22 protein-coding genes are annotated in these 26,433 nt (G+C 61.1%); 4 read left to right on the top strand and 18 right to left on the bottom strand.

All coding sequences use genetic code 11. From position 1 onward, the window contains the following. Positions 1-48 precede the first annotated feature (48 nt). The 7 genes from LAO20_10845 to LAO20_10815 form a co-directional block, all read right to left on the bottom strand. On the bottom strand, positions 49-570 hold the full coding sequence (locus tag LAO20_10845; GenBank protein MBZ5531919.1) for a hypothetical protein: 522 nt from the start codon (positions 568-570) through the stop codon (positions 49-51). A 22-nt stretch (positions 571-592) separates the two neighbouring features. Next, complete coding sequence (locus LAO20_10840) at positions 593-1,168, bottom strand: DUF2059 domain-containing protein (protein MBZ5531918.1); 576 nt, start codon at positions 1,166-1,168, stop codon at positions 593-595. 92 nt (positions 1,169-1,260) lie between these two features. Further along, on the bottom strand, positions 1,261-1,995 hold the full coding sequence (locus LAO20_10835; protein ID MBZ5531917.1) for a tetratricopeptide repeat protein: 735 nt from the start codon (positions 1,993-1,995) through the stop codon (positions 1,261-1,263). Between the two features lie 22 nt (positions 1,996-2,017). Continuing rightward, positions 2,018-3,067 (bottom strand): tyrosine recombinase XerC, encoded by a 1,050-nt coding sequence (locus tag LAO20_10830; GenBank protein MBZ5531916.1) that lies wholly within the window; start codon positions 3,065-3,067, stop codon positions 2,018-2,020. Further along, complete coding sequence (locus LAO20_10825) at positions 3,064-4,008, bottom strand: tyrosine recombinase XerD (GenBank protein MBZ5531915.1); 945 nt, start codon at positions 4,006-4,008, stop codon at positions 3,064-3,066. The genes LAO20_10830 and LAO20_10825 overlap by 4 nt, the downstream gene beginning before the upstream one ends. A gap of 376 nt (positions 4,009-4,384) precedes the next feature. Next, on the bottom strand, positions 4,385-5,149 hold the full coding sequence (locus tag LAO20_10820) for a DUF72 domain-containing protein (protein ID MBZ5531914.1): 765 nt from the start codon (positions 5,147-5,149) through the stop codon (positions 4,385-4,387). A 188-nt stretch (positions 5,150-5,337) separates the two neighbouring features. Beyond that, complete coding sequence (locus tag LAO20_10815) at positions 5,338-7,782, bottom strand: DUF1343 domain-containing protein (GenBank protein ID MBZ5531913.1); 2,445 nt, start codon at positions 7,780-7,782, stop codon at positions 5,338-5,340. A 172-nt stretch (positions 7,783-7,954) separates the two neighbouring features. On the opposite strand from LAO20_10815, the gene LAO20_10810 reads away from it, so the two are divergent. The 3 genes from LAO20_10810 (at position 7,955) to murA (ending at position 11,328) form a co-directional block, all read left to right on the top strand. Then, positions 7,955-8,938 carry a beta-lactamase family protein gene (locus LAO20_10810; protein MBZ5531912.1) on the top strand — a complete coding sequence of 328 codons (984 nt, stop codon included), beginning with the start codon at positions 7,955-7,957 and terminating at the stop codon, positions 8,936-8,938. Continuing rightward, on the top strand, positions 8,935-9,846 hold the full coding sequence (gene murQ, locus LAO20_10805) for an N-acetylmuramic acid 6-phosphate etherase (protein MBZ5531911.1): 912 nt from the start codon (positions 8,935-8,937) through the stop codon (positions 9,844-9,846). Before LAO20_10810 ends, murQ begins: the two co-directional genes overlap by 4 nt. Positions 9,847-10,023: 177 nt before the next feature. Continuing rightward, positions 10,024-11,328: a UDP-N-acetylglucosamine 1-carboxyvinyltransferase gene (gene murA / locus LAO20_10800; GenBank protein ID MBZ5531910.1), complete on the top strand. Its 1,305-nt coding sequence runs from the start codon at positions 10,024-10,026 to the stop codon at positions 11,326-11,328. Between the two features lie 6 nt (positions 11,329-11,334). Here murA and LAO20_10795 read toward each other — a convergent pair whose 3' ends face one another. After that, positions 11,335-11,793 carry a DUF3455 domain-containing protein gene (locus tag LAO20_10795; protein ID MBZ5531909.1) on the bottom strand — a complete coding sequence of 153 codons (459 nt, stop codon included), beginning with the start codon at positions 11,791-11,793 and terminating at the stop codon, positions 11,335-11,337. Between the two features lie 168 nt (positions 11,794-11,961). On the opposite strand from LAO20_10795, the gene LAO20_10790 reads away from it, so the two are divergent. Beyond that, positions 11,962-12,855 carry a polyphosphate kinase 2 family protein gene (locus LAO20_10790; protein MBZ5531908.1) on the top strand — a complete coding sequence of 298 codons (894 nt, stop codon included), beginning with the start codon at positions 11,962-11,964 and terminating at the stop codon, positions 12,853-12,855. Positions 12,856-12,885: 30 nt separating this feature from the next. Here LAO20_10790 and LAO20_10785 read toward each other — a convergent pair whose 3' ends face one another. The 10 genes from LAO20_10785 to LAO20_10740 form a co-directional block, all read right to left on the bottom strand. Further along, positions 12,886-14,844 carry a Na+:solute symporter gene (locus tag LAO20_10785; GenBank protein MBZ5531907.1) on the bottom strand — a complete coding sequence of 653 codons (1,959 nt, stop codon included), beginning with the start codon at positions 14,842-14,844 and terminating at the stop codon, positions 12,886-12,888. A 133-nt stretch (positions 14,845-14,977) separates the two neighbouring features. After that, positions 14,978-15,769 carry a response regulator gene (locus LAO20_10780; protein ID MBZ5531906.1) on the bottom strand — a complete coding sequence of 264 codons (792 nt, stop codon included), beginning with the start codon at positions 15,767-15,769 and terminating at the stop codon, positions 14,978-14,980. Continuing rightward, complete coding sequence (locus tag LAO20_10775; protein MBZ5531905.1) at positions 15,769-16,545, bottom strand: DUF4388 domain-containing protein; 777 nt, start codon at positions 16,543-16,545, stop codon at positions 15,769-15,771. The genes LAO20_10780 and LAO20_10775 overlap by 1 nt, the downstream gene beginning before the upstream one ends. Next, on the bottom strand, positions 16,542-17,636 hold the full coding sequence (locus LAO20_10770) for a chemotaxis response regulator protein-glutamate methylesterase (protein ID MBZ5531904.1): 1,095 nt from the start codon (positions 17,634-17,636) through the stop codon (positions 16,542-16,544). Before LAO20_10770 ends, LAO20_10775 begins: the two co-directional genes overlap by 4 nt. Positions 17,637-17,655: 19 nt before the next feature. Beyond that, positions 17,656-20,838 (bottom strand): hybrid sensor histidine kinase/response regulator, encoded by a 3,183-nt coding sequence (locus LAO20_10765; protein MBZ5531903.1) that lies wholly within the window; start codon positions 20,836-20,838, stop codon positions 17,656-17,658. Beyond that, positions 20,835-21,689 carry a protein-glutamate O-methyltransferase CheR gene (locus LAO20_10760; protein MBZ5531902.1) on the bottom strand — a complete coding sequence of 285 codons (855 nt, stop codon included), beginning with the start codon at positions 21,687-21,689 and terminating at the stop codon, positions 20,835-20,837. Before LAO20_10760 ends, LAO20_10765 begins: the two co-directional genes overlap by 4 nt. 38 nt (positions 21,690-21,727) lie before the next feature. Next, the gene (locus tag LAO20_10755; GenBank protein ID MBZ5531901.1) at positions 21,728-23,170 is read right to left on the bottom strand and encodes a methyl-accepting chemotaxis protein; all 1,443 of its coding nucleotides are present in this window, start codon (positions 23,168-23,170) and stop codon (positions 21,728-21,730) included. Positions 23,171-23,290: 120 nt separating this feature from the next. Next, on the bottom strand, positions 23,291-23,893 hold the full coding sequence (locus LAO20_10750; protein MBZ5531900.1) for a chemotaxis protein CheW: 603 nt from the start codon (positions 23,891-23,893) through the stop codon (positions 23,291-23,293). A gap of 11 nt (positions 23,894-23,904) precedes the next feature. Beyond that, entirely contained in the window at positions 23,905-24,279 is a 375-nt protein-coding gene (locus LAO20_10745) for a response regulator (protein ID MBZ5531899.1), read from the bottom strand. Positions 24,280-24,535: 256 nt separating this feature from the next. Then, positions 24,536-26,326, bottom strand: a complete 1,791-nt coding sequence (locus LAO20_10740; GenBank protein MBZ5531898.1) for a hypothetical protein — start codon at positions 26,324-26,326, stop codon at positions 24,536-24,538. Positions 26,327-26,433 lie beyond the last annotated feature (107 nt).

Here is a 26,433-nt window from a genome sequence, read left to right as displayed (position 1 = left end):
GCTGGAATCAGGTGCGAAGCAGGCCTGCCGTCCGCGAACCGCAGACCGTCAGGTTTCCAGGCGAGTCAGCAATTTGCGGCTGCGGGCTTTCATCGCCGCCGTGCCGGTGCGGGTAGCTTCGCGCAGAATCTCCAGCACTCTGGGCCGGAGCCCCAGGTCGTCCTGCGCCAGGTCGGCCAGACCTTGCAGGGCGAAAGTCTTGACAATGGAGCTGCGGTCTTCCAGATAACGGTTCAGCAAAAACGCCACCAGCATCCGCTCCCGAGCATTCAGCGGAAGCCGAGGGACCATGGCCGCCAGATGCCAGCGCAACTCCTGCTGCCTGGCCTCCGTCATCAAGCCCAGCAGTTCTTTCTTGTAGGGCCCAAGGAGTTCACGCTTGGTTCGCGTGACTTTCTCGGCGGCGTCCGCGGCGCGCATGCGCACCGGCGGGTCGTCAGACCACAGACCTGCAATCAACTCAGGAAACAGTCTGGCATCTTGCAGCACCATGGCGGCTGCCTGGCCGGCGCGGCCAATCGTTCTGCGGTCTCCTCCTTGCAGGAGCTGGAGGATGGTTCTTCGCGGCATGGAGAAGCGGTCCCTGCGCCAGTTACTTCTTGTCCGGCTCGCCTTTGTTCTGTTCGTCCATGATCAGTTGCTGTATGCGCACGTCCATCCGCGACAGCACGTCTTCCATCTTCTGCCGCTGGCCGGCTTGGGTGGCCTGCATGCTTTCGCGCAGCATGGCCGGCTGCTCGCGCACAATTTTCCGTCCGGCAGGCGAAGAATAGAAAGCGATCAGCGCGGCTACGTCCTGCTGCGTCAGATGGCGCTGGTACACGGGAATAAGGCCGCGAAGCAGCCCGTCAAGCGACATCTTTTTGAATTCTTCGTCCACAATGACGCGGACCGCCTTGATCTGCTCCGGCGTGGGGTTGGCGATCTTCTCCCGCAGGGCCTGCTCCGCGCTGGATTTCAACTGGTCTTTCATGGCGCTTATCGTGATGTCCAAGCCGTCCTGGACGCGCATCAGTTCCAGCAGCTTCATCACTTCCTCAGCGCTGGGCTTGGCTGGATTGGTTGCCGGCGCGGCAGGATGGGCAGCGGGTGGCGAAGATTTTTGTGTTTGTGCCAGGGCCAGGCAGCTCAGGCTGGTTACAAGCAACGCGTGGCGGAACATTTTCATTGCAAATTCTCTCCGGTTGAAGGACCTTGAATAACGCTGGACAGGAAGATTAGATGCAGCGCACGGCCCACCCGTACGACAGAAAGTCGGATTTATGCCGGAAGCCGCTTGAGCAACGCCGCTGCCCGGCGAAACCACGGACGCTCACGCCGCTTCAGGTAGCCCGGCATGGTGGCCTTCTTGTTGGCGATCTTCTGTACCCACTGCCGGGCCTCCGCCAGTTTTCCCTGCGCGGCCAGCAGTTGCGCATAGTTGTACTGCGTTTCAGACAGCGTTGAAGTCTGGGTGACTTGCTCAAACAACGCCAAAGCCTGTTCCTGACGCCCGGTGTTGGCCCAGGCATGGGCCAGGAGCCCCGCAGCCCGCTGGTAATCGTAATTGCGGTCTTTGGTCGTCACCCGTTCCAGGTCTGTGGCCGCGTTGGGAAAATCGCCCAGCTCGATTTCGCACAGCGCCCGCCGGTAGAAAGGATCAGGCGAATCCGTCCGCGACGAAATAGCGCGGTCGTAACACTCTTTCGCCCGCTGGTATTTCCTCTGCTCCAGGTAAAGATCAGCCAGCTCTTCGTAATTGCCGGCGGACGGATTATCCAGCACCATCATCTCCAGCGCGGTGATCCGTTTGCGGTGCGAGAAAATCACCAATCCCTGCCGCAGCAGGCCCAGGTCCGGGAGGACCTCAACCACAATGTATGCCAGCGCGCCAATACCGCTGGGGCCTAGCAGGATGATCCACAGCCAATAGCCGTCCGGGCGGCGGCGGATGAAGTGGATGATGGCAATGACCTGGAAAATGATCCCGAATCTGTAGAAGCCGAATAGGCCCATGGCGCGAAAAACTATACCACAGCTATTTCGCTCCTGGGTTACTCGCTCCCGGGTTGCTCGCGCCTGGGTTGCTCGCGCCTGGGTTGCTCGCCCGAGGATGCGTGCGGTCGTACACTTCCATCACGTGGCTTACCGATAGCTGCGTGTACTTCTGCGTGGTAGACAGCCGCTCGTGGCCCAGCAGCTCCTGTATGGCCCGCAAGTCCGCGCCTTCGGTCAGCATGTGCGTGCCAAAGGCGTGACGCAGCGTATGCGGATGGACGTCCGGCGGCAAGCCCTTGGCCACCGCGATCTGCTTGACGATCCTCCCCACGCTGCGCGTGGTCAACGCGCCACCGCGCCGGTTGATGAACAGCCTCCGCGTGCTCTTGCCCTCGATATTCAGCGCCTTCTGCCGCGCCTGGCGATATGCTTGCAGCGCTTCTGCCGCCGCGCCTTCCAGCGGGACGTAGCGTTGCTTCTTCCCTTTGCCGCGAACCAGGATCACGCCGTTGGATTCCTCAATGTCGCTCAGCTCGATGCCCACCAACTCAGAGTTGCGCAGGCCGCAGCCATAGAGCAATTCAAAGATCGCGCGGTCGCGCTCCGGGAAACTGGAGTCCTCAGCCATCGAGCTATCCAGCAGACCATTCATTTCTTCCAGCGTAGGTACACGCGGCAGTTTCTTCGGCAGCTTGGGTGTAGCTACCAGCTTGGCCGGGTTCTGCTGTACCACGCCTTCCCGCGCCAGCCACTTATACATCGAGCGCAGCGCCGCCAGCGCCCGTGCCACAGACACTTTGCTTAAACCCTGGGCATGAAGCTGCGACAGGAAGCTGCGAATGAACACATGATCAATGTCTTTCCAGCGAATCTCCGGCCCCAGGTACTCGCCGAAGCGCTGCAGCTCATTGCGATAGGCGCGCAGCGTGTGCGGCGAGGCGTGCTTCTCCGCGCGCAGATGGTCCAGGAATTTGCTGCTTCCCTTCTTGATCTCCGGGCTGATCTGGACTTCGCGCTGCAGAATGGAATTTGGCTGCGAATTCGTTTTCGACGGCTTCGCTCGGTTCGCGGCAGCAAGAATTTGTTTCATCCCCGTCCTCCGCTTGCCGCCTTCTTCCCTTTGCCGCGCGGATGAAACTCGCGATACACGGTCTTCAGCCGGTCCAACGCCACGTGGGTATAAATCTGCGTGGTGGAAACATCGGCATGGCCAAGAATTGTCTGCACGGTGCGCAGATCAGCGCCGTTGGCGACCATGTGCGTGGCGCAACTGTGCCGCAGCATGTGCGGACTGGCATGTCGGCCTTGTGCCGACGCCGCGCTCACCATCTGCCATACGCGCTGCCGCGTCAGCTTGCCTCCGCCGCGACGCACAAACAGCAACGGCGAGACCCTTTCGACCAACAACGCCTCGCGTCCATCTTCTATATATGTACGAATCGCGTCCTGCGCCGCCCGCCCCAGCGGCACCAGGCGTTCTTTATCGCCCTTGCCGCGAACCAGGACGTGTCCCAGTTCCAGTTTCAAGTCTTCCAGCTTCACGCCGATGACTTCCGAAACACGCAGCCCCGCGGCGTAGAGCATCTCCAGCATCGCGCCATCGCGCTGTGCCAAAGCATAGGCCAGCTTGGAATCACCTTCCGCCTCGTGGGACGCCGAGGCCACCATGGCGTCAATCTCGCCCGTCGCCAGCGACTTGGGCAGCACCTTCCACTGCTTGGGAGAATCAATGTCCAGCGTGGGGTCGTGCTTGATCAGGCGGTCGAGGAGAAGATACTTGTAGAAGTGCCGCAGAGCTGAGAGCTTGCGCGCCACCGAGCGGTCGCTCACGGCGTTGGAAAACAACTGCCCGAGAAACGCGCGCACATCTTCCCTCCGCGCCTGCAACAATTCTCGCCGACGACCTGCGAGAAACTCGCTGAACTGCGTGAGATCAGATTGATACGCGCTCACCGAAAGCGGCGCCAGGCCTTTCTCGACTTTGAGGTAGTCAAGAAATCCAGTAATGGCGCGCTGTCTGGCGGAGGTCACGTCCTCAGTATGGCAGGGCCGCGGAGCGATGGTAAATAGCTATGGTGGTTACTGCACTGCCGAATACAACGAAGAAGTGATACAAGAAGGACAGGAGCTTACGATTGTATGAAGAGGAAAGATGGTGTCTCTGCCAAGAAGCCTACCTCACTAACGGGCCTACGCCTTACCAGAACAAGAGTGCAGCTTGCCGCGTCTGAGCCACAAGTTCTCAAGAACATTAGGGAGGAGTCAAAGCGCAAAGGCACAAGCAGCCTTACTTCGCTAAAAATTGACGCCATAATCAAAGCAGCGCGCGCACAGACGAAGAATCGTTGAGAACTCGTGTCCAAGATTTCTCAGAAAACCCCTTCGTGTTCCTTCGCGTCCTTTGTGTTTAACCGGTCTTCTTCTTCCCCGCCTTCTTCTCCGGCATCACGAACGGCTTGGCTTCGATCCCGTTCGCACGGGCCACGATCACCGCGTTCAGCGCGCCTTCCGGTGTCTCTTCGTGCTTGAAGAACGCGTAGACTTCGCGCGATTGCCGCTGCGTCTTGAACTCTTCGCTCAAATTGTCCATCTGGGCTTTGCTGAAATTCGGCAAACGCAGCCGGTAGTAGAGAAAATTGGCGGTCGGCTCTTTGGGCGTGGTGATCTTCTCGCTTTCCGCCCAGCACAGCGCAACATTTCTCTTCTTCAAGATGTCATATACCGCGTCGGTAAACCACGTCTCGTGGCGAAACTCAAACGCGCACTGGTAAGCCTGCGGCAACAGTTGGACGAACGCCTCCAAGAGCCCGGTATCGGCCTTCAGGTTCGGCGGGACTTGAAACAGGATCGGCCCCAGTTTGCCCGACTCGCGCATGGGCTCCAGGCTCCGCAGAAAGAACCGCAGTGACTCCTCCGCGCCTTTCAACCGCTTGATGTGGGTGATGGACTGATGGGCCTTGGCGGCAAAGCGGAAGTCCGGTGTCGTCGCATTCACCCATCCCGCGATGGCGCTGGCCGTGGGCATGCGGCGAAACGTCGCGTTCAGCTCAACCGTGTTCAGTTGTGTCGCGTAATACTCCAGAAATCGTTTGGACGGCAGCTTGTCCGGAAAAAACGCCGGCTTCCACGTGGGATACGACCATCCTGAAGTGCCAATGTGCAGGTCAGCCATGGCGAAGAGTATATTCCAAGTTCATTTTCATCACGGAGACGTGCAGAAGAATGAGTAAATGGGCAATTTGGTAATTGGGTAATTGAAAGTCGCATTGCAAAAGTTGCCAATTACGAAATTACGAAATTACCAAATTGCCCATTTACCCAATCTTCTCCGTGTCTCCGTGTCTCCGTGGTGGATTTGCTCTACTTGTACAGCAAGTACTTGGCCCTCAACTCTCTAAACTTCTGCAACTCATCCTGCCAGCTTTGGGCGATGGCCCGTGGGTCGTCGCCACGGGCCACGGCATCAACGATATCCTGGTTGGCGACGATGTTGATCAGCCGCTCCATCTTCCAGTCGTCAGGGAAGAGTTTTTTGAGGGCTGCCGCCAGCTCAATGCCCATCTCCGGCGCGTCGAGCACGCTGCGATCGGTAATAATAATGTTGACGCCGCCGCACGGCTGCCCGGCATAAGGCCCGGACGCCGGCGTGAAAGTCACCGGAACAAAACGCACGCCGGGGATCATCCGCGCGTTAAGCGCTTCCGCCAGCACGCGGGGCTTCACCCAGGGCGCGCCCATCACTTCAAACGGCGTGTCGGTGCCGCGTCCGACGGAGACGTTGGTGCTCTCAATCACCGCCACGCCGGGATACAACGCCGCTTCATTCACCGATCGCAAGTTGGGCGAGGGGTTCGTCCACACGATTCCCGTGGCGTCAAACCAGTCGCCCCGCAGCCAGCCCTGCATGGGAATGACGCGCAGGCGGGCGCCGATTTTGTATTCCTCGTTGTAGAACTGCGCCAGCTCGCCAATCGTCATGCCGTGGCGTATGGGTATGGGGCGATAGTTGGTAAAGCTCAAGTGGTCGTCGCGCGACATGGGCCCCTGCACAATGGAACCGGTGATAGGATCGGGCCGGTCCAGCACAATCACTTCGGTATTCGCCGCTGCTGCGGCTTCCAGCAGGTAGCCAAGAGTCGCGGGATAGGTGTAAAAACGCACGCCCGCATCCTGAATGTCAAACACCACGGCGTCCAGCTTCTTCAACTCTTCCACCGGCGGCCGGCGCTTGGCTTCAGAACTCCCGTAAAGTGTGTGCACCTGTATTCCGGTGACGGCGTCCGTGGGGTTCTCAACTTTCATGGTGTCCACGTTGCCGAAGATGCCGTGTTCGGGGCTGAAGATGGCCGCCAGCTTGATACCCGGCGCCGCGGCCAGCACGTCAATGGTGCGATTGCCTTGCGCGTCCAACCCGGTCTGATTGGTCAGCACGCCGATGGTCATCTCCGTCTTGTCGCCTTTGGCGGGGTCGCTTCTTAAAGCCGCGAAGTTGTCTTTCTCCAGCACGTCAATCCCCGTCAGCACGTGCCCGTTGCGCGTGCTCAGGTGGCGCGATGCCGCCGCCAGTTCGTTATACCCGGTGATGCCCAGTGACGGCTCTCGCGTCGGCGAAGTCACGTTCAAATCCAGCGTGGCCGCTACCGCCGTCGCCACGTGCGACCGCAACTGCACCACCGGGCCGGACGCCAGCCGCGGGTGCACCGAATTGGTCAGCAGAATGATGTAGGTGTTGGAGTAAGGATCAATCCACATGCTGGTCCCGGTAAATCCCGTGTGGCCGAAGGATCCCACCGGCAGCAGCGCGCCGCGGTTGGTGGAAAAAGGCGTGTCAATGTCCCAACCCAGCCCGCGGACTTCCACCGCGTTGGGCGGAGTCTGCGGCGTAATCATCTTCTCTATGACGTCCGGCGCCAGAATCCCCCGGCGATCTATCAGCGCCTGCGCGTAGATTGCAAGATCGCCGGCCGTCGAAAACAAGCCGGCGTGTCCGGCCACTCCGCCCATGCGTTCGGCTGTGGGGTCCTGCACCAGCCCGCGCAGGATCCGCTTGTTGTCCACGGAGAGCGTCTCGGCAATCTTGCTTTTGATCGAAGCCGGCGGGCGAAACATGGTATGCGTCATCCCCATCGGCTGGAAAATGTGCACTTCAGCGTATTTGTCCAATGAAAGTCCGGAGGCCTGCTGCACCAGTTCGCCCAGCTCCAGGAAATTGATGTCGCTGTAAACGAACTGCGCTCCCGGCGGGGCCTGCAACTTTTCTTCATGCGCCAGGCGGAACGCCGTTTCCTGGCCTTCCCACGGCGGGTTCAAATCCAGATCAGGCCGCAGTCCCGAATAGTGCGTGAGCATCTGGCGGATGGTGACGTTCTCTTTGCCGTTCGCGCCGAACTCGGGAATGTGGCGCGAGAACGGCTCTTCCAGCCGTATCTGCCCGTATTGCAGCAGACGCATCACGCACGGGGTGGTGGCCACCACTTTAGTCAGCGACGCCAGATCAAACACCGTGTCCAGCATCATGGGCTCGCGCTTGGGTGAGACCGCGCGATGTCCGAACGCCTTCTGGTGGACGATGTTGCCGTTATGCCCCACCACCAGCACGGCGCCGGTGATGGCTTCGTTGTTCACCTGCTCCTGCACCAGGGCGTCCACGGCGGTGAAGTTGCCCATTTCTTTCAGGACCAGCGGCTTGGGCTTAGACTTGGCTTTTGGCTTCTTGCGACCAGCAGCCGGAGCCGCGGACGCCACCGATGTCAGCGCGAGCACAAGAATGCTGATGAACAGGGTTACCTGGCGTAGTAATCTCATCTCTAATCTGAGTGTGTTATAAACCCAGAACAAAAGCAACTTAAGGAAGCCTCTGGACCAAGTTACGAACAGCCTGCTACCTCACGCCTTCGCCGGACAGGACGAAAGGTTTGCCCATGCTTTCGGCGTAGTCGCCATCGGAATCGAACATCATGCTTTTCCCGGAGCCGCCGTGGCCATCGCCCACCAGGGCAAGCTTGTCGCCCTGCAAGGCTTTGGGACTTTCACGTACGACACCGGCTCGCCTGCGGTGACGCCCGCCACCATCTACGATCTAGCGTCCGTCACCAAAGTGGTGGCGACCACCGCCGCCTGCATGGTTCTTTATGAGCAAGGCAAGTTCCGTTTGGAGCAGCCGGTAGCGGAGGTCCTGCCGGAATTCGCCGGCTACGACGCTCGCCGCGCGCAGGTCACCTTCCGCATGCTGCTGGCGCACTCCTCCGGCTTGCCCGCTTACGCCCGCATGTTTGAAGGCGCAACCAGCAAGAATGACATCTTCGAACAGGCCTTCCAGATTCCCTTGTCCGCCGATCCCGGCAGCCGGGCTGAATATAGCGATGTCGGCTTCATCCTGCTGGGCGAAGCCTTGGAACGCCTCATCGGCCAATCTCTTGATAAGTTCTGTAAAGAACAGATCTTCAATCCGCTCGGCATGGCGACCATGACTTTCAAGCCCGCCGCCAACCTGAAACCTCTCATTCCACCGACGCAAGATGACGTGACTTTCCGCCATGAAGTCGTCCAGGGCGAAGTGAACGACGAGAACGCCTGGGCCATGGGCGGCGTGGCCGGGCACGCGGGCTGTTTCTCCACGGCTGAAGATGTAGCCATTTTTGCCGAATGCATGCTCCGCGGTGGCGCACCGTTGCTGCAGCCCCACACTGTGGAACTTTTTACACGCCACGAGGAAATTCCGGCTGGAACCTCGCGTGCGCTGGGGTGGGACACGCCATCACTTCCGTCACAATCCGGCAGTCTTTTTTCTCCGCGATCGTACGGCCATCTGGGCTATACGGGCACGTCCTTATGGCTCGATCCGGAGCGCCATCTGTCTGTTACTCTGCTAACCAACCGTACTTGGCCGGACCGCGAAGCGCAGTCCATCAAGCAAATCCGTCCGGCGTTCCATGACGCGGTGATCGAGGCGATCAAGTGACCAAGCATCTGGGGACCGAGCAACCCAACCGGGCTTCGGCGGAGCTGGACACCAAATCAGCTCTGGAGATCGCTACCATCATCAACCTGGAAGACCGCAAAGTAGCGGCTGCCGTGGAGAAGTCTCTGCCGCAGATCGCGCTCGCCATTGACGCCATTGTGGAAACCATCCGCATGGGCGGACGCTTGATTTACGTGGGCGCCGGCAGCAGCGGGCGAATCGCCGCGGGCGACGCCTGCGAGTGTCCTCCAACCTTTAATACTGATCCCAAGACCGTGCAGTACGTGATCGCCGGCGGTGAGAAGGCCTTGACCCGCGCCACCGAACTCAACGAGGATTCCCGCGCCGCTGGGCGGCGGGCTATTTCCAAGCGCAAACCCAATCGTAAAGACGTGGTGGTGGGCGTGGCTGCTAGCGGTCGCACGCCGTACACGGTTGGGGCCATTGAGTACGCCCGCAAGCAAGGCTCCAAGACCGTGGCCGTGGTTTGCAATCCTGGTTCCGAGCTGGGCCGGGCGGCGGAGATCGAGATTGTCGCCGACGTCGGCCCGGAAGCGCTGGCCGGCTCCACCCGCATGAAGGCCGGTTCTGCACAGAAGATGGTACTCAACATGCTATCTACCGGAGCCATGGCGAGACTGGGCTATGTTTACGGGAACTTCATGGTCAACGTTCAGACCAGGAACAAGAAACTGGTGGAACGTGGACTCTCCATCCTGGAGCAAGCCGCCGGGGTGGACCGAAAAACCGCCGCCCGGGCCTTGAAGTCGGCAGGCAACCAGGTGGCGATTGCCCTCATCTCGCTCAAGACCGGCTTGCGTCGCGCGGAAGCCGGGAAGGAACTCAAGCGCGCGAAAGGCAATGTCCGCAGGGCAATCGTGGACAACCTGAATCAAACATCCGGGTAATTTAGAATCGGGTATTTTAGAATGAAGACGATTCCAAAACGGCGAGCGCTCCGGTCCGCGCCAATTCCGGGGGCCGGCAATCTTCCGGGTTCTCTTACCGGATTCAGGAAGCCGCCCATGAGCATGCGGGCGGAACTGCTGGACGAAAGCATATTCGCGTCTCTGGACGATAACCTTATGGACAGATTTGTCATTCGCGGCGGCAACCCCCTGGTGGGGACCATCCGCGTCAGCGGCGCCAAGAACGCTGCCCTTCCCGCCATGGCCGCCGCCATCCTCACCGATGAAACCGTCATCCTGGAAAATGTCCCGGACGTGCGCGACATTCAGACCGAGCGCAGACTGCTGGAGACCATGGGGGCAGAAGTTCAGCTGGCCTACGGCGGCGACCCGCATCGCACTTCCATCTGCTGCCGCAACTTGTCGAACCCGGAAGCCGCGTACGACCTGGTCAAAACCATGCGCGCTTCCACGCTGGTCCTGGGACCGCTCGTGGCCCGCACCGGACGCGCCCGCGTCTCCCTGCCTGGCGGCTGCGCCATCGGAGCCCGGCCCATTGATCTTCACATCAAAGGCCTGGAAAAACTTGGCGCCACCATCATGCAGGAGCACGGCTACATTGAAGCTGCCGCCGAACGCCTGCATGGCGGGCACATTATTTTTGACAAGATCACCGTCACCGGGACTGAAGACCTGATGATGGCCGCGGCCCTGGCGGAAGGCGAAACCGTGATGGAAAACTGCGCCCGTGAGCCTGAAGTCTCTGACCTGGCTGCCCTGCTCAACAAAATGGGCGCGCGCGTGGAAGGCGCGGGCACGTCCACGATTCGCATTCACGGCGTCAGCAAGCTGCGCGGAGCGCGGCACCGCATCATTCCTGACCGCATTGAGGCTGCCACCTTCATCATTGCCGCGGCCCTCACCGGCGGCGACCTCACCGTCGCCAACTGCGATCCCCGGCACCTGGGCGCGCTGCTTCACAAGCTGGAAGAGTGTGGCCTGAAGCTCTCACCCGGCAAAGATTCCGTCCGCGTCACCAACGGCCACAAGCTCCGGGCCGCCGACGTGAATACCGAGGAATACCCGGGCTTCCCCACGGACATGCAGGCCCAGTACATGACGCTGGCCACGCAGGCCGAAGGCAGTTCCGTAATCACCGAAAACATTTTCGAGAACCGTTTCATGCACGCCCAGGAACTGGTGCGCATGGGCGCCAATATCCGCGTGGAAGGCCGGCGCGCCGTGGTGCGTGGCGGAACGCCGCTGAGCGGAGCGGCTGTCCAGTGTTCTGACCTGCGGGCTTCCGCGTCATTGGTGATCGCCGCGCTGGTGGCCCAGGGCGAAACCATCCTGGACCGCGTCTACCACATTGACCGCGGCTACGAACGCATTGAAGAAAAATTGTCCGCCGTGGGCGCGCAGATCAAACGCATCGGCGAGATGCTGCCGCAGCGAACTCAGGCGCCGGCGGGTGTGGCGTAAGGGCCGCTACTTCCCCGGCGCATAAAAATAATAATCAGCCGTATACGCGCTCTTGGTTTCTTTGCCGAGATCGGACCCGCCGCAACTCGCGGGCGCCAATCCGCCCGTAGTATTCACCCGCTGAATAGTCGTGGCCTTGCCCAACGCTCCCTTCCCCGAATTGCTTGCCACGGCAACAAGCAACCACGGGATCGCGCTAGCGTCCGGCGCGTCGGCCTTTGCCAACAACTTCCCCGTAACCTCGCTGCCGTCCCGAAGCTTCCACGTTGGACCTCCGTAGTGGCTGCCGATCACCGAGCCCTTCTCGTCGCACAGCTCCGCCAGGGGCATCTTCAGTGTCCAGGCCGGTTTGCCGTCCGCGCCTGCCTGGCAAACGTAGATCTGGTAGCCGGTGGCGCTCACCTTGAGCACCAGCTCTTCTCCATCGGGAGCTTTCAAATTGTCAGGAACTGTGGGCGGAATCATGGGCTCATTACCTACCGCAAACTCGGTTCGTCCACCGCCAACGCATGTCGCGAAATTCGAACGCTGGATTCTAGCATTCTCCTCTCCCCTTCGCGCCCTTTGCGTCCTTTGCGGTAAGCCTGCTTCGGCTTTGCGTCGGTCGCGTGCTTTGCGGTAAAACTTCTATTCATGAAGATCAGCAAGAAAACCTTGAAGCTGGCCAACGCCTACCGCGTGGACCACGGAAAATCATTTCGCCTGAAAGATTTTGATCCGGCGGACACGCGGGACTTGTTTTCCAAAGAAAAAGCCGATGAGCTTCTCCGGCACGACATCGCTATGATGCAGGAGCTGCAGGAAAAGCTTTACGCCCAGGATGAATGGGCCGTCCTGCTGATCTTTCAGGCCATGGACGCCGCGGGCAAAGACGGCGTGATCAAGCACGTGATGTCCGGCGTGAACCCGCAGGCCTGCCAGGTGTACAGCTTCAAACAGCCTTCCACCGAAGAACTGGACCACGACTTCCTGTGGCGCACCAATAAGTGCCTGCCTGAACGCGGGCGCATCGGCATCTTCAACCGTTCGTATTACGAAGAAGTGCTGGTGGTGCGCGTGCACCCGGACTTCCTGGCCAAGCAGCACCTGCCTGCGCACTTGGTGGGCAAGAAGATATGGAAAGAGCGCTTTGAGGACATCCGCAACATGGAGAGCTACCTGGCGCGCAACGGCATGGTAGTGCGCAAGTTTTTCCTCAACATATCGCTGGAGGAACAGAAGAAGCGCTTTCTCGCCCGGCTGGATGAACCGGAGAAGAACTGGAAGTTTTCCGCGGGCGACGTCCACGAGCGCGACCGCTGGCGCGACTACATGCACGCCTACGAAGAGATGATCCAGAACACGGCCACGCCGGAAGCGCCCTGGTACGTGGTCCCCGCCGACCACAAGCGGTTCATGCACGCAGCGGTCAGCGCGGCGATCATTGAAACCCTGGCGTCGCTCGACCTGGAATTCCCCAAGGTGGACCCGTCGCGCCGCAAAGAATTGGACGTTGCGCGGGCGGCCCTGGTAAAGTCCAAGAAGTAATCGCCAGCCACAAGAACCGCCAATGAAGCGCTACTTCTTGGCCGCGTCCTGCGTGCCGGAAAGCGATTGCCATCCCCGCCGCGAGAGGTCCCAGAAGATCAGGTACCCCGCAGTCCCGGCGACCGCCAGCAGCAACAGCCCAACGAGCCATTCGCCAAACACCAGCTTGCCGATGCCGAACAGCGTGCAGTACACCATCAGGCAGCCCATCAACCAGTCAAAGGCGTTGGCAGTGACGTCGCGCACCTCGGTGAGCTCCGGGGCCATGGCGGCAATGCGCCGCCAGCCGTGCACGGTGGGGTGCACGCGCCGGTAGAACTGCAAAAGCTTTTCGTCGGGCTCCGCCGGCGTGAGAAACGTGGCGATGATCCACGCCACCGTGGTGCATCCGGCGGTCAGCAGCGCTTTCTTGGCGAAAACTACCGGCTCGTTGCCGGAGAACGGAACGTCGCCCAACCCCAGCAAGTGCCGCAGGTAAAGATTGTCCAGCAACAGCGTGACCATGGCCGCCACAATCATGGCGACAATCTCGCTCCAGGCATTGATGCGCCACCAGTACCAGCGCAGGATGTAAACCGCTCCGGTGCCGATGCCCAAGCTCAGCACAATTTTCCAGCCTTCGCCCACCGAACCAAGCTGCCCGGCGATGTATCCGCTGATCAGCACCATCAAAATGGTGAACGTCCGGCCCATGGCCACATAGTGGCCCTCGCTCTTTTCGCGCGCGATGAAGCGCCGGTACAAGTCATTCACCAGGTAAGAGACGCCCCAGTTCAACTGCGTACCCAGCGTGGACATGAACGCCGCCAGAAACGCGGCGATCATTACACCGCGCAGCGCCGGAGGCAGGTAGTCGCGCAGCACCATCACGTAGCCCTGCTGCGGGCTTTGCTCAAAAGCCGCGCTGGGATGCAGTCCTCCGTGGGGCGAGTAAACCGCCAGGGCCACCAGGCCGGTGACGATCCACGGCCAGGGACGCAGCGCGTAGTGCGCGATGTTGAACCACAGCGTTGCGCCCAGGGAATTTTTTTCGTCGCGCGCGCAGAACATGCGTTGCGCCACGTAGCCGCCGCCGCCCGGCTCCGCTCCCGGATACCACGCCGACCACCACTGCACGCCCAGGTACATCAGAAACGTGAGGACGGGCAGCGTCCACAGGGCGCCGGACGTCCAGCCCTGGCGGAAGTCGGGGAAGAAAGCCAGCGGGTCAGAAGTTTGCGCGCCATTTTGCCGCATCGCTTGGCCCACCACCTGCAACTGCACGCGCAGCGCGTGCATGCCGCCGATCTTCACCACCGCCGCCCACGCCAGCACGATGACCATGCCCATCTTCAACGCAAACTGAAAAAGGTCCGTGACCAGCACGCCCCACAGTCCGCCGATGGAGGTATAAATCCCGGTAAACGGAATCAGAACAAAGATGCAGATCAGCAGGGCGGAATGCTCCGGCGGTCCCAGCGTGTAGTGCAACAACGCGTGCCCGCCCACGGAGAGTTCCACGATCTTGCCTTCGGGCATCATGGGTCCCAGCAGCACGCTGATGATGCTGACCATGGCGTTGGTCACCCAACCCAGGATCAGGCAGTTCATGACCAGGCCCAGATACACGGCCTTGAATCCGCGCAGGAAGGCCGCGGGCTTGCCGCTGTAGCGAAGTTCGGTCAGCTCAACGTCGGTGAGTACTTCCGCGCGCCGCCAGTAGCGGGCGAAGAAAAATACTGTCAGCATGCCGCTGAGGCACGCGCTCCACCACAGCCAGTTGCCGGCGATGCCCTGGGTGGCGATCACTCCGCTGACGAACAGCGGCGTGTCCGCGGCAAACGTGGTGGCCACCATGGAGGTCCCCGCCAGCCACCAGGAAACGTTGCGTCCGGAGACGAAGAACTCTTCCGTGTTTCCACCGGAACGGCGGCGATAGTACATGCCAATCAGCAAGTTGATCAGCAGGTAGCCGGCAATCACCACCCAGTCAATCCAGGTCAGCGGCATGGTTCCTCCGTTGTTGCGGCGTGCATGTTGCGCTGTGGAACAAATGTAGCGGAGTCTGCGAGGTCCGCGGAGGACAAAATTCTGCGGGAAACCGCCTGATTATCACGAAGACGAGAAGGCGGGCGGCGCGACGCTATGAGTTCCCGTCTTGCAGGATCTTGATGTGCTCTTCCAGTGCCCGGCAGTAGTCGCGCTCCGCCTGCAGTTCGGACTGAAGCTTTTTCACCAGGCCTTCCAGCCGCATAATTTCCACTCTGAGCTTGGTGGTGTCGCTGGGATTCGCCGGACGCGCAGCGGGCGCTGCCGTTGGCGCCGCACTCGGATTGGGATGCGGAGCGATGAACGGGAACGCCGCGGTCACCGCCAGAGTTTGCGCGGGCTGGCTGGTCACGGCCGGTTGCATGGCGACGGCCGCGACTGCCGCCGGAGATACCGGCACAGGACGCGGCGCCGCAGCCATGGGTCGCGCTGCCACGGGTGTTGGGCCGGAGAAAATGCTGCTCAACGCCGCCGCCGCGACCGCCGGCACGGGCTTGGAAGGCGCAGGCGCGCCCAGGTTGAGAAGGTTCTTGACGCGCGCGATCAAATCTTGCGGCTGGAACGGCTTGCGCAAAAGCTCATCGGCCTTGACCGCGAATGCTTTTTCCGCCACCGCCCGGTTGACCACGCCGGACATCAGGATCACCGGCGTCTTTCCCAGCTCAGGATCGCTCTTGATGCTCAGGCAAACGTCATAGCCGTCCTTGCCCGGCATGATCACGTCCGTGATCACCACGTCCGGCTTGGTCCTGGCGATCTCTTCCAGAGCCACGCCGGCGTCATGGCAGGTCACCACGTTCATGTTTTCCCGCCGGAAGGCGATCTTAATGACCTCGCGCATGGTGGCGCTGTCATCAATAAAATAGATTGTGGGAGCCGGTTGCATCAAAAACCTCCCTCAAAATGTTCCTGTGTGGCTTCATCCACTTCCCGCAGGGCCTCCAGCAACAGCTCGGTGGCGTTGCGCAGCACGGTGCGGGTGGCCGCGCTTTCGCCGGGCAGGAATTTGTACGACCCGGTCTCTAGTCCGTTGCAGGTTTTCACAATGTGTACCACCGCCTGGTCGCCCACCAGGTCGCCGCTTTCGGCGTGGGTGACCGTTCCATTTTCAAAAAACACGATTCCGTCCAGTAATTCCGAGTTGATATACAGCGCGCCGGTATGCCGCGAATGCAGAAGCATCTGCAGGACGCCGGGCAGGTCCATGTGAGACAGGCTGCCGCTCAGTGCCGTATCCGACGAACCCAGCATCTGCACCGGCTGGAAGCCTTCGGTAGTGCTGCGCAAAAATGTCTTGATCTGCGCAGCGATCAGGTCCGGTCCCAGCCGCTTGTCCACGTAGTCGGCGCAACCGGAGCGGAACGCTTCCATCAGGCTCTGGTCACCGCCCTCACCCAAAGCAATCACCGGAATGTGCGCGTTCTTAGGATCGGCGTGCACCAGCGGCGGCAGTTCGTGGGCGTTGATTTCGCGCAGGTTGGTGGAACACAAAATGGCAGCCGGCGTGTCGTATTCCAGCATGGTGAGCGCGAATCCCGCCTGCGTGCTGTGCACCACCTCAAAACCTTCCAGCCGCAGAGCATCGGCAATGCGCCGTGCAACAAACACGTTGGCATCAATCAGCAGGATCTTGCCGGAGACGGAAGCCGTGGAAGGGATCACAGGGCCCCCACTTTGGCCGCGCCGAAAACATATTGCACGCGTTTTTCGATTCCCTGATAGATGGTTTCGATGGGCAGCACCTGGTCCACAGCTCCGGTCTTGATGGCTTCCTGTGGCATGCCGAAGATCACCGCGGTGGATTCATCCTGCGCAATCACGTGGCCCCCGGCGGCCTTTACTGCCTGCACGCCGCGGGCGCCGTCATTGCCCATGCCGGTGAGGACCACGCCGATGGTCATGTGTCCCGCGTAAACCGCCGCAGTTTCCAGCGCCACGTCCGCGCAGGGACGATAGCCTCCGATGCGCGCGCCATCGTCCAATACGACCCGGCCCGTGGGCGAAACCCGCAAGTGGTGCGAACCCGGACAAACATAAAGGTGGTACGGGACAATGATCTCTCCCGACTCCGCTTCCTTCACCTTGATCTGGGAAACTTCTCCCAATTGCTTGCTGAACTGCGAGGTAAAGTTGCCGGGCATGTGCTGTATCACGATCACGGCGCCGGGAAAATCTTTGGGGAAGTAAGGAACAAACTGCATCAGCGTGGCCGGACCGCCGGTGGACGATGCCATCACCACGATGGGAAATTTGCCGGCGCGCGACGGAGCAGGTGAACGGTCGTCGTGATGAGCATTGCGTGCCGATGCCGACGGGTCCGGCGCCCGGCCGGTGGCGTTGCGCACCACGCGCACCTTGGCGGCCATTTTGAGTTTGCGGCACAGCTCTTCGCGCACCGAACTCATGTCCAGATCAATTCCGCCGGAAGGCTTGGCCACAAAATCAATCGCGCCCAATTGCAGCGACTTGAGCGTGACCTCAGCGCCGTCGCGCGATTCCGAGCTGACCACCAGAATTGGATGCGGGTTGCTGCCCATGATCAACTTGGTGGCTTCCAGGCCGTCCATGTGGGGCATGTTGATGTCCATGCTGATCACGTCCGGCTTGAGGGCTTCCACCTGGCTCACCGCCTCGCGCCCGTCGCGCGCTTCACCGCACACTTCCAGTTGGGGATCAGAGGCGATGATGCCTTGCAGCACTTTGCGCATGAACGCCGAATCGTCCACCACCAGCACCCGAATTTTCTTGCCCACTTGCATACTTGCTGCTTCTCTATCGTTCTGCTGCCACGGCGGCCGCCGGCGTGCTGCTGCCCGCGCCAATCAGCCGGCCCACGGCGGCAATAAAATGGTCTTCCTGCACCGGCTTGGTGAGGAAGGCGGCGGCGCCTTCTTTCATGGCGCGCTCGCGATGTTTGGCGCCCGCGCGCGACGTCACCACCATCACCGGAATGTCGCGCGTCGCGGGGTCCTGGCGCAAGTGCGCCAGCAACTCATAGCCGTTGGTGCGCGGCATCTCCAGGTCGGTGACCACCAGGTCGCAACGCGTGTGCGCGACAATCTCCAGCGCCTCCATGCCGTCGGACGCCAGCTTCACGCGATAGCCGGCTTTTTCCAGCATTCGTCCCACAAACTTGCGCACGCTGATGGAATCATCAGCCAACACCACAACTTTTTCTTCCACCACAGGATCAATGGCTTCCTGCGGGATGGCGCCGTGGGCCACGGCTTCCGCGCCCGGAGCGAAGATGCGCGTGACGTTCGGAGTGGCCATGGCGGCGCTGCGCGCGGCGGCAATGGTCTCCACGTGTTCCAGGGCCTCGCCCGCCACCAGGCGGTTCACGTCCAGCAGCAGGATGAGGCTGCCGTCCGGCGCGATGGTGGCGCCCGGATACATCTTCACCTTGCGCAGGTACTCGCCCAGGCTCTTGATCACGATTTCATCTTTGCGGACCACGTCTTCCACGATCAGCCCGACCTGGCGGCTGCTGGCGTTGACGATCACCATGCGGAAGTAGCCGTTGACCGGCTGCACCGGCTCCAGCCCCAGGGTGACGTCTACGCGGACAACTTCCATTTGCACATCGCGGACCACGGTGGTCAGCTTGCCTTCATCTTCTTCAATGTCGCTGGCCTTCACGCGGCGGACTTCTTCCACAAACGCCAGCGGCACGGCGAACATGGTTTCGCCGCAACGCACAAACAGCGCCTGGGAAATAATCAGGGTGAGCGGAACTTTCAGCGTGAAGCGCGTGCCCTGGCCCTTTTCGGAATCGACGTCAATTTCGCCGTTGAGCTGCGCGATGTTGGAGCGGACCACGTCCAGGCCCACGCCTCGTCCTGCGAGTTCCGTCTTGTGTGGCGACGTGGAGAAGCCCGGCTGGAACAGCATCTCCAGCAGCTCGGGTTCGGTGAGCGCGGCCGCGCTTTCTGGATAGACCATGCCGCGTTCCACCGCCAGGCTGCGGACCTTCTCGTAGTCAATGCCACGGCCGTCGTCTTCCACTTCCACAAAAATGTGGTTGCCGCGGTGATAGGCGCGCACGGTGACCGTGCCTACGTCGCTCTTGCCGGACTCGTAGCGTTCCTCGTCGCGCTCAATGCCGTGGGCCACGGCGTTGCGCACCAGGTGAATCAGCGGGTCGGAAATCTGCTGGATGATGTTGTTGTCCAGCTCGGTCTCGGCGCCTTCCAGCACCAGCTCAATTTTCTTGCCCACGGCCTTGGACGCGTCGCGTACCGTGCGCGAGAGCCGCGTGTACAGGTTGCCAATGGGCACCATGCGCGCTTGCGTGATTTCGTCTTGCAGGCGGTGCGCCAGCTTGGTGAACTCGTCAATGTCGCCGTCCACACGCCGCACAAACCCGCCCATCTGCGTCAGGACTTCTGAGATGTCGGCGGAGATTTCCGTCAACGAGCGGGACAGGATGCTGAAGTCATCGTAGCGGTCCATCTCCAGTTCGCTGAAGTCCGCCGGATCAGACGGATAGGAGAACCCGGTGTACCCGCCGCCAAAGCCCGCGATGTTGCCGGGGCCGGTGCGGAACCCGGCGGAGTGGATGCGGCTGAATTCGTATTTGTCCTGGAATTCCGCAACCTTGTCATTCATGCGCGTCTTGGACAGGTTGAGCACGTCGGCCAGGCGTTCCAGTTCGGCCAGGCGTCCGATCATGCGGGTGCGGTTGATGACCAGCTCGCCCACCGCGTTCATCATGCGGTCCAGGCGCTCCAGGGCCACGCGCACGGAGCGCGAATGCGGAATGGCCTTGAGAGCTTTGCGCGCGTCGTCCAGGGCCTCAAACTCTGACTTGGGAGCTTCCGCGGCAATCGCCCGCGCTTCAGCGTATTCGGCCAGCAGCTGTTCCTCTTCCGGAGTCAGCTCATGCAGCGGCAAAACTTCTTCTTCGGCAGGCGCGGCTGCCACCGGCGCAGGAGCAGCCACCAAACGGTCAATGCGCGCGAACAGCGGCTGCACCGCGGCCTGCATGTGGGCATCGTCAGACCACTGGTGGTAAAGAAACTTCTTGAGGACGTCAACCGCTTCCAGGCAGATGTCCACGATCTCCGCGCTGGGACGCAGCGCGCCATCGCGCAAACGGCCGATCAAATCTTCCGCGCGGTGCGCGACGTGCGAAATCCGGTGCAGCCCCACCTGCGCCGACGAGCCTTTCACCGTGTGCATGGCCCGCAGCAGGCGATGGATCTGCTCTTCGCCCGGATTGGTCTCCAGCGAAAGCAGGCAGTCGGTGACCACTTGCAGATGCTCTTCCGCTTCGGGAACAAAGAACTCCAGAATCTCCGCCGGGACCTGGTCGTCCTCGGGCATCACGTCAGACGGCATGGCTTCGGACGGCAGGACGTCTGCCGGCGCAACGTCGGACGGAGCTTCGTCAGGCGGCACAGCGTCAGCCAACAAAGCGTCGTGTTCAAATTCCTGGACGTGAGCCACAGGAAATTCTTCGCCGCGAAGCTCGATGGTTTCTTCGGGGGCGCTCCGCTCAACGGGCTGCTCAATGTCTTCGGCTTCTGCACGCTCCGCAGAGGTTTCCGCGGGCTCGACCGGCGCCGGGAACGCAAACGGGTAGCGTTGCTTGAACGCTGCGATGTCTTCGTCGGATTCCCCCGCGTTGGCGCTGATCATGATGAGATCAGATTCCAGCAAGGAGACCGCTTCCGCAATGAATTCCAGCAGCGGGGCCGCGGCATCGGCGGCGATGGTGGCGTTCATCGCGTACTGAAAAATGTGGGCCAGTTTGCCCGCAATCTCTGAGAACAACGGGAATCCATACGAGGCAGACGTCCCGGAGAGAGTGTGCGCGGCAATGTACAAGCGCTCCACCTCCTGCGCGGGCGGGTAAGCGTCCTGAAGAATGCCGGAGTACTCCCGCAGGAACTGCAGTCGCTCAGACGCCTCCCCCAGGAATATTTCTACGAATTCTGCGCCGTTCTCGTTCAAGCCCTCTCCTGCAACACCGCAGGCCGCCGCAACGCGGCCGGCTTCTGGTAAATCCGTGAATCGCGGAACACGTGCGATTCAAACTTCACGTCCGCCCGGCTCACCGACTCGGCGTGCCCTAGAAACAGATAACCGCCGGGCTCCAGGTAATCAAAGAACCGCTGCACCAGCTGCGACTGCAGCTCCGCGGAAAAATAGATCAAAACGTTCATGCAGAAAATGCAGTCGAATTTGCCCATGTATGCCACCTGCGCCAGGTTCATGGGCGCAAACGTCACCAGGTTGCGGATGCGCGGCTTGATGACGTAGTGGTCGCCGGAACGGGAAAAACTCTGTTCGCGATGGCGCGGCGCCACCGGCTCCACTTCACGCTGGTCATAGATGCCGTGCTCGGCGTGCTCCAGCGCCTGGCGGCTGATGTCCGTGGCCAGGATGTGGATGTTCCAGGTGTCGGCGAACTCCAGCGCGTCAGCCACGGTCATGGCGATGGAGTAAGCCTCTTCGCCCGTGGCGCACCCGGCGCTCCATATGCGCAGCGAGCGCGGGCTTTCCCAGAACTTGCGCATGTGCAGTTCCGGCAGCACCTTCTTTTCCAGCGCCTCGTAAATCGCGGGATAGCGGAAGAAGGACGTCTCCTGCGTGAGCAGGCGCTGCAACAGCGAATCGTATTCCACGTTGGAACTGGTAATCAGGCGCAGCAGGTCACTGCCGTGGGCCACCTTGCGCTCCGCCAGGTGCTCGTTCACGCGCGTGGTGAAGAAGCGTTCGCGGGAGTTGTCAAAAAGAATCCCGGACCGCGCCTCAATCAGGCCGCGAATCTCGCTCAGTTCGTGTTCGCTCGCAGTTGCCACTTAGTGTCTGCCTCTAATCCCTTGCTTTTGCGGCTTCGTTAGCGCCGCGTGGTCGCTCCCACCAGTTCCGGACGGCTGTCATGGCTGGGTGGCGCTCCACCGCCGACGACGCGGAATTGCGACAACGCTTCATTCAGCTGCTCTGACATGTGCACCAACTGCTCCACGGTGCGCGATGTCTGGCGCGCGCCCTGCGATGTCTGCCGCGTAATATTGGAGATGATCTGCATGGCGTTGGCCACACCTTCCGTGCCGCGCACCTGCTGCTTGGAAGCCAGCGAGATTTCCTGCACCAGTTCGGCCGACTGGCGCACCACGGTGGAGATGGCGTCCAGCGCGCGTCCGGCCTGGTCGGCCAGCTTGGCGCCGATTTCCACTTCCTTGGTCCCTTCTTCCATGACCACCACGGCGTCATTGGTTTCCGCCTGGATGGCCTTGATCAACGCGGCAATGTCCTTCGTCGCGCTGCGGGAGTGTTCCGCCAGCTTGCGGACTTCGTCGGCGACCACGGCGAACCCGCGGCCGGCTTCACCGGCGCGCGCGGCCTCAATAGCGGCGTTCAGCGCCAGCAGGTTGGTCTGTTCGGTAATGTCATTGATCACGTTGACGATTTCAGAAATTTCCAGCGAGCGGTCGCCCAGCGCCTTGATGCGTTTGGCCGTGGCCTGCACCGATGAACGGATGCGCTGCATGCCTTCCAAGGTGTCGCGCACCGAGCGGTTGCCTTGTTCGGCGGCGTCCAGGGCGCGCCGCGCGGCTTCCGCGCTGGCTTCGGCGTTGTTGGACACCTGCTTCATGGACACCGTGAGCTGTTCCACGGCGGACGACGTATTGGTAATTTCCTGGTCCTGCTGCACCGCGCCGGAGGACATCTCTTCCGACGCGATCAGGATCTCGTTAGCGCTGGACTGCACGTCAATAGCGGCTTTGCGCACGCGCTCCAGCACTTTGCAGAAGTTATCGAGCATGTAGTTGACCGAGTCCACCACGTTGCCCAGCGCGTCGGTGGTGACGTGCCCGCGCAGCGTGAGGTCGCCGCGGGCGATCTGGCTGACGATGGTCAGGAACTCGGTGACGCTCTTCTGCAGGGCCTCCTGCGCTTCCTGGTTGTACATGGCGCGGGAAGAATTCTCGGCGGCGCGATTGAGCTGTTCCGCCAGCAGGCCGAAATCGTCCGGGGTCTCCACCGCGGCGCGGGCGCGCAAATCGCCCTGGGAGAAGCGCTCGGCGAATTCGGAAATGTTCTTCATCGGCGTGAGCACGCGGTTGTCAATGGTGAACAGCGTGAAGGTGCCCGCGGCCAGGCAAATGAAGAAGGCGAACAGGAGACGGTATCCGGCGGCGGCTGGCAAGCTGCCCAGGTTGGCGATCGAGACATGCGCGATCTGCCCGGCGTCATACGCCAGCAAGAGGACGGCAAACAGCGCGACCACGTCCACCACGATCAACCGCCACAGGGTTACATTCAAACGGCCTTTCATAACTATCACTCCTGTCGCTCCGCTCCAAACCGCCACAGAGCTTTCAAAAACTTAACTACCACGCAGCACTTGTCGCAAGCCGCTCAGCGCGCCAATCGGCTGCGCGGCTTTACCAAATCCTCAAATCACCGGGACGGGAAACGTCTCCGTCAACTTCTTCAAATCCAGGGCCAGGGCCAGGCGATCGTCATGGCGCAGCATGCCGCAGCAGTGCGGGACCTCGAGCGGCGCATCGTCCAGCGAAAGCGGCTCCGTCGTGCTGCAGGTGCCGATGACTTCGTCGGCGGCAATCCCAATGCGCACCACGTCGCGGTCGCCTTCCGCCTTTAAGCTGGCCACCACCACGTGCTTGGGCGTCAGGTCCGGGCGGCGCCCTTCTGTAAACGCAATGTCCACCACCGGGACAATCGAGCCGCGCAGGTTGAAAATCCCCATCAAAAAACTGGGAGCCAGGGGGATCCGCGCCAGCCGCGGCCATTCCACGACTTCTTCCACGTCCAGTACGGAAAAACAGAATCGCTCGCGCCCCGCGCGGAAGATGCAATACTGGCTAGGCTCGGGCTCGGGCTCCACGTAAACCTGCCCGGCGTCACCTTCCTGCGCGCCTTCCACCGGCGCCGCTGCGGCGTCTTCCAGCGGAATCAGGTTGGGCTCAGTCAAATCAAGCGGCTCCGCAGGTAATTCCACGGGGACCGGTTCGGGTTGGAGTTGTTGTTCTTCCATGGTCTAGCCTGTTACACCTTGACCGCGCCAATAAACTTTCGAATCGCCACCAGCAGTTCGTCAGCGGTGTACGGCTTGGTCACGTAGCCGTCCGCGCCCTGCTCTTTGGCCCAGAACTTGTCGCTTTCGTTCTTTTTGGAACTCACCATCACCACCGGAATGCGCGCGTATTCGGCTTTGCCCTTCAGTTCGCGGCAGGCCTGGAAGCCATTGCGCTGGGGCATGACCACGTCCATCAGGATCAAGCTGGGACGCTCGCTGTCAATCATCTGTTCCAGCCGCAGGGGATCATGCACCGCCACGGACACGTACCCCGCGCGGTCCAGTACCGACTGCATCAGTTTGACCTCAGCCGGCGAATCATCAACGATCAGAATCTTGCTCACTTGCAGACAGACCTCAGCCCAAAGTTATCCGGTAAGGAATACAGCAATTGCGCAGCCACGCCGCGGGTGTGGCCCGGTATCGGCGCAACTGAGGTAAACTTAAGCACATCTTAGACTTAACTTGGTTCAGGCTTGAACCTTAGGAGCCCGCAAAGCCAACCTGAGACGGCCGGCTCGTCTCACTGTGAGACTATTTCTCATCCATGATCTTTGTGGGGCACGATTTCGCACCGTGCACGACTGCCGGCAAAGTCGGTTAGCCAGCGATTTTGTGGCTTTCCTCAATCAGCGCCAGCAGGCGCTTGCTGGTGGCCGCCAGGTTTACCGCCGCATCAATATTCTTGAGCTCTTTGGCTTCGGCCACGCTGGCTTGCATCTTGTCGGCCTGGCGTTGCGCGATCTCCAGCGCCGCCGTCAGGTCAGTCGGCTCGCCTTTTCGGTGCCGCTCCAGGCACACATGCAGGATGGTGCGGGCCGCCACGGTCCGTTTCAGCGCGTTCGATAGATCGTCGGTGCCGAAGATGAATGCCTCCGCTTCCCAGGTGGCAATCAACAGCTTGCATCCACCCAGGGTAATGGCGGAAACGGTGGGCGCATGCTTGGGCGGCACAGAAACCAACTGCGCCGTGATGTCTGCGACGCAGCGCTGCAGATCGTCATTTTCTTCAGGGTTTTGTTCCGAGACGACCACGTCGCCAGATTTGTCAGCCTCGGAGGTCTTGGGTGTTTCTTGCTGCGCAGGCGCCGGATCTTGCACGATGGCTACCGGCGCGTCCCCTGCGACGTTAGCCTTCTCCACGGTTGGCGGCGGCGGTGGAGGAGGCGGCGGTGGCGGTGGTGGCGCGGGCGATTCGAGTGCCACCGACTCTGCAGGAAGCGCGGCTTCAAGACTCACGACTTCGGGACCCACTTCTGCAGGCGCAGCCGAAATCACCTCAGCAGGTACGTGGACCGGCTCAATGGGCGCCTGATCAAGATCAATTTCGCGCACATCGGCGGATTCGAAAGAGCCATCTCCAGCCGGACCGACGGCCATTTCCGCTATCGCCGGCGTTTCGGGGTTGGCCGTTGTTCCAGCTGCGGCGTGCGCGGTGTCCACCGGCACGGCGACCAGCGGCATCAGCTGCGCCGGATCTTCACTGCCTTCCAGCATTTCTCCGCCCTGACCGCTATGGCGCGCATGGGCTTCCTGCAGCTTGAGGCGCAACGCATGGCGCAGCAGGATCAATTGCAAAAACGATGAGCCCCCGGAATACGGGGCGCGAAACGGTGTCTTCCACTGGTGCACCACGTGACGCACCTGGTCCAGGGATTCACTCTCGGTCAAGCCGGCCTCGCGGCAGTCCAGCGTGGTGTATCCCATCCTCTCCAGTTCGTTCACCGCGCCGCGGATGGCGTGCAGGTCCAGATGCATGGCCTTGAAAAACGCGCGCCGGGCGCGGAAGTTGAAGCGGGTGAACGCCACCAGGTGGCCGGGATCAAAATACTTGTCGCCCACCGCAAGCTTCAGTTCGCGGACTTCCAGCAGGCCGCCGGAGTTTTGCAGGTCTTCCAGGCAATTGCACTCGTTCAGCTTCTGCAGTTTGTCGTCCAGGCCGGGCGCCCAATCGGGGTATGCCTCCGGAGTGGCTCCCAGGGCCGGCTCCAGCACCTCGGCCACTTCGTCCAGGCTCAGCAGTTGTTCGTTGATGCCATGCGGCGCGCAGTGGGCGAAGTACTGCACCAGCAGAAAATCAATCTTCTCTTTGTCCGATTCCGTTTTCTCTTTGCGGTCCAGGTGGCGCTTGATGAGGTAGCGCAGGTTTTCTTCATTCTGCAAGCTGGTGCTTTGCAGCAACTGGCGCAGTTGCCACACTTGGACGTGCGCGTCCATGGTTTCAAACCACTGTTGCACGCGCTCCATGGTTTCCGGGTCAGAGCTGTCCACGCGGCTGTCCAGCTCAGGACACGACGGCTGGCCCAGCTCAAACATCTGGTCCAGCTCCGCATAGATGGCGTGCAGGCGCCGGGATATGCGCCAGAATTCCGTGATTTCACCCGCACTCAAAGTTAAAGTTGTCACCTTTAGTTGGTCCAGGTCACTTCATCCCGCCGCACGCGCGCACTGCCGGCTGGAAGAGTATCAAAATTGTATTTGCCAGATTGCGTCCCCAC

This window comes from Terriglobia bacterium (genome assembly GCA_020072815.1).
In the GTDB taxonomy this organism is placed as follows: Bacteria; Acidobacteriota; Terriglobia; order Terriglobales; family Acidobacteriaceae; genus Angelobacter.
Note: the sequence above shows the minus strand (reverse complement) of the source record. Positions and strands in the feature narration are given on the sequence as shown.

What these genes read in the sequence shown, in the direction of transcription:
- LAO20_10845 (MBZ5531919.1), bottom strand. Translation starts at nt 570, where the DNA reads ATGCCGCGAAGAACCATCCTCCAGCTCCTGCAAGGAGGAGACCGCAGA.
- LAO20_10840 (MBZ5531918.1), bottom strand. Translation starts at nt 1,168, where the DNA reads ATGAAAATGTTCCGCCACGCGTTGCTTGTAACCAGCCTGAGCTGCCTG.
- LAO20_10835 (MBZ5531917.1), bottom strand. Translation starts at nt 1,995, where the DNA reads ATGGGCCTATTCGGCTTCTACAGATTCGGGATCATTTTCCAGGTCATT.
- LAO20_10830 (MBZ5531916.1), bottom strand. Translation starts at nt 3,067, where the DNA reads ATGAAACAAATTCTTGCTGCCGCGAACCGAGCGAAGCCGTCGAAAACG.
- LAO20_10820 (MBZ5531914.1), bottom strand. Translation starts at nt 5,149, where the DNA reads ATGGCTGACCTGCACATTGGCACTTCAGGATGGTCGTATCCCACGTGG.
- LAO20_10815 (MBZ5531913.1), bottom strand. Translation starts at nt 7,782, where the DNA reads ATGAGATTACTACGCCAGGTAACCCTGTTCATCAGCATTCTTGTGCTC.
- murA (MBZ5531910.1), top strand. Translation starts at nt 10,024, where the DNA reads ATGGACAGATTTGTCATTCGCGGCGGCAACCCCCTGGTGGGGACCATC.
- LAO20_10795 (MBZ5531909.1), bottom strand. Translation starts at nt 11,793, where the DNA reads ATGATTCCGCCCACAGTTCCTGACAATTTGAAAGCTCCCGATGGAGAA.
- LAO20_10790 (MBZ5531908.1), top strand. Translation starts at nt 11,962, where the DNA reads ATGAAGATCAGCAAGAAAACCTTGAAGCTGGCCAACGCCTACCGCGTG.
- LAO20_10785 (MBZ5531907.1), bottom strand. Translation starts at nt 14,844, where the DNA reads ATGCCGCTGACCTGGATTGACTGGGTGGTGATTGCCGGCTACCTGCTG.
- LAO20_10780 (MBZ5531906.1), bottom strand. Translation starts at nt 15,769, where the DNA reads ATGCAACCGGCTCCCACAATCTATTTTATTGATGACAGCGCCACCATG.
- LAO20_10755 (MBZ5531901.1), bottom strand. Translation starts at nt 23,170, where the DNA reads ATGAAAGGCCGTTTGAATGTAACCCTGTGGCGGTTGATCGTGGTGGAC.
- LAO20_10750 (MBZ5531900.1), bottom strand. Translation starts at nt 23,893, where the DNA reads ATGGAAGAACAACAACTCCAACCCGAACCGGTCCCCGTGGAATTACCT.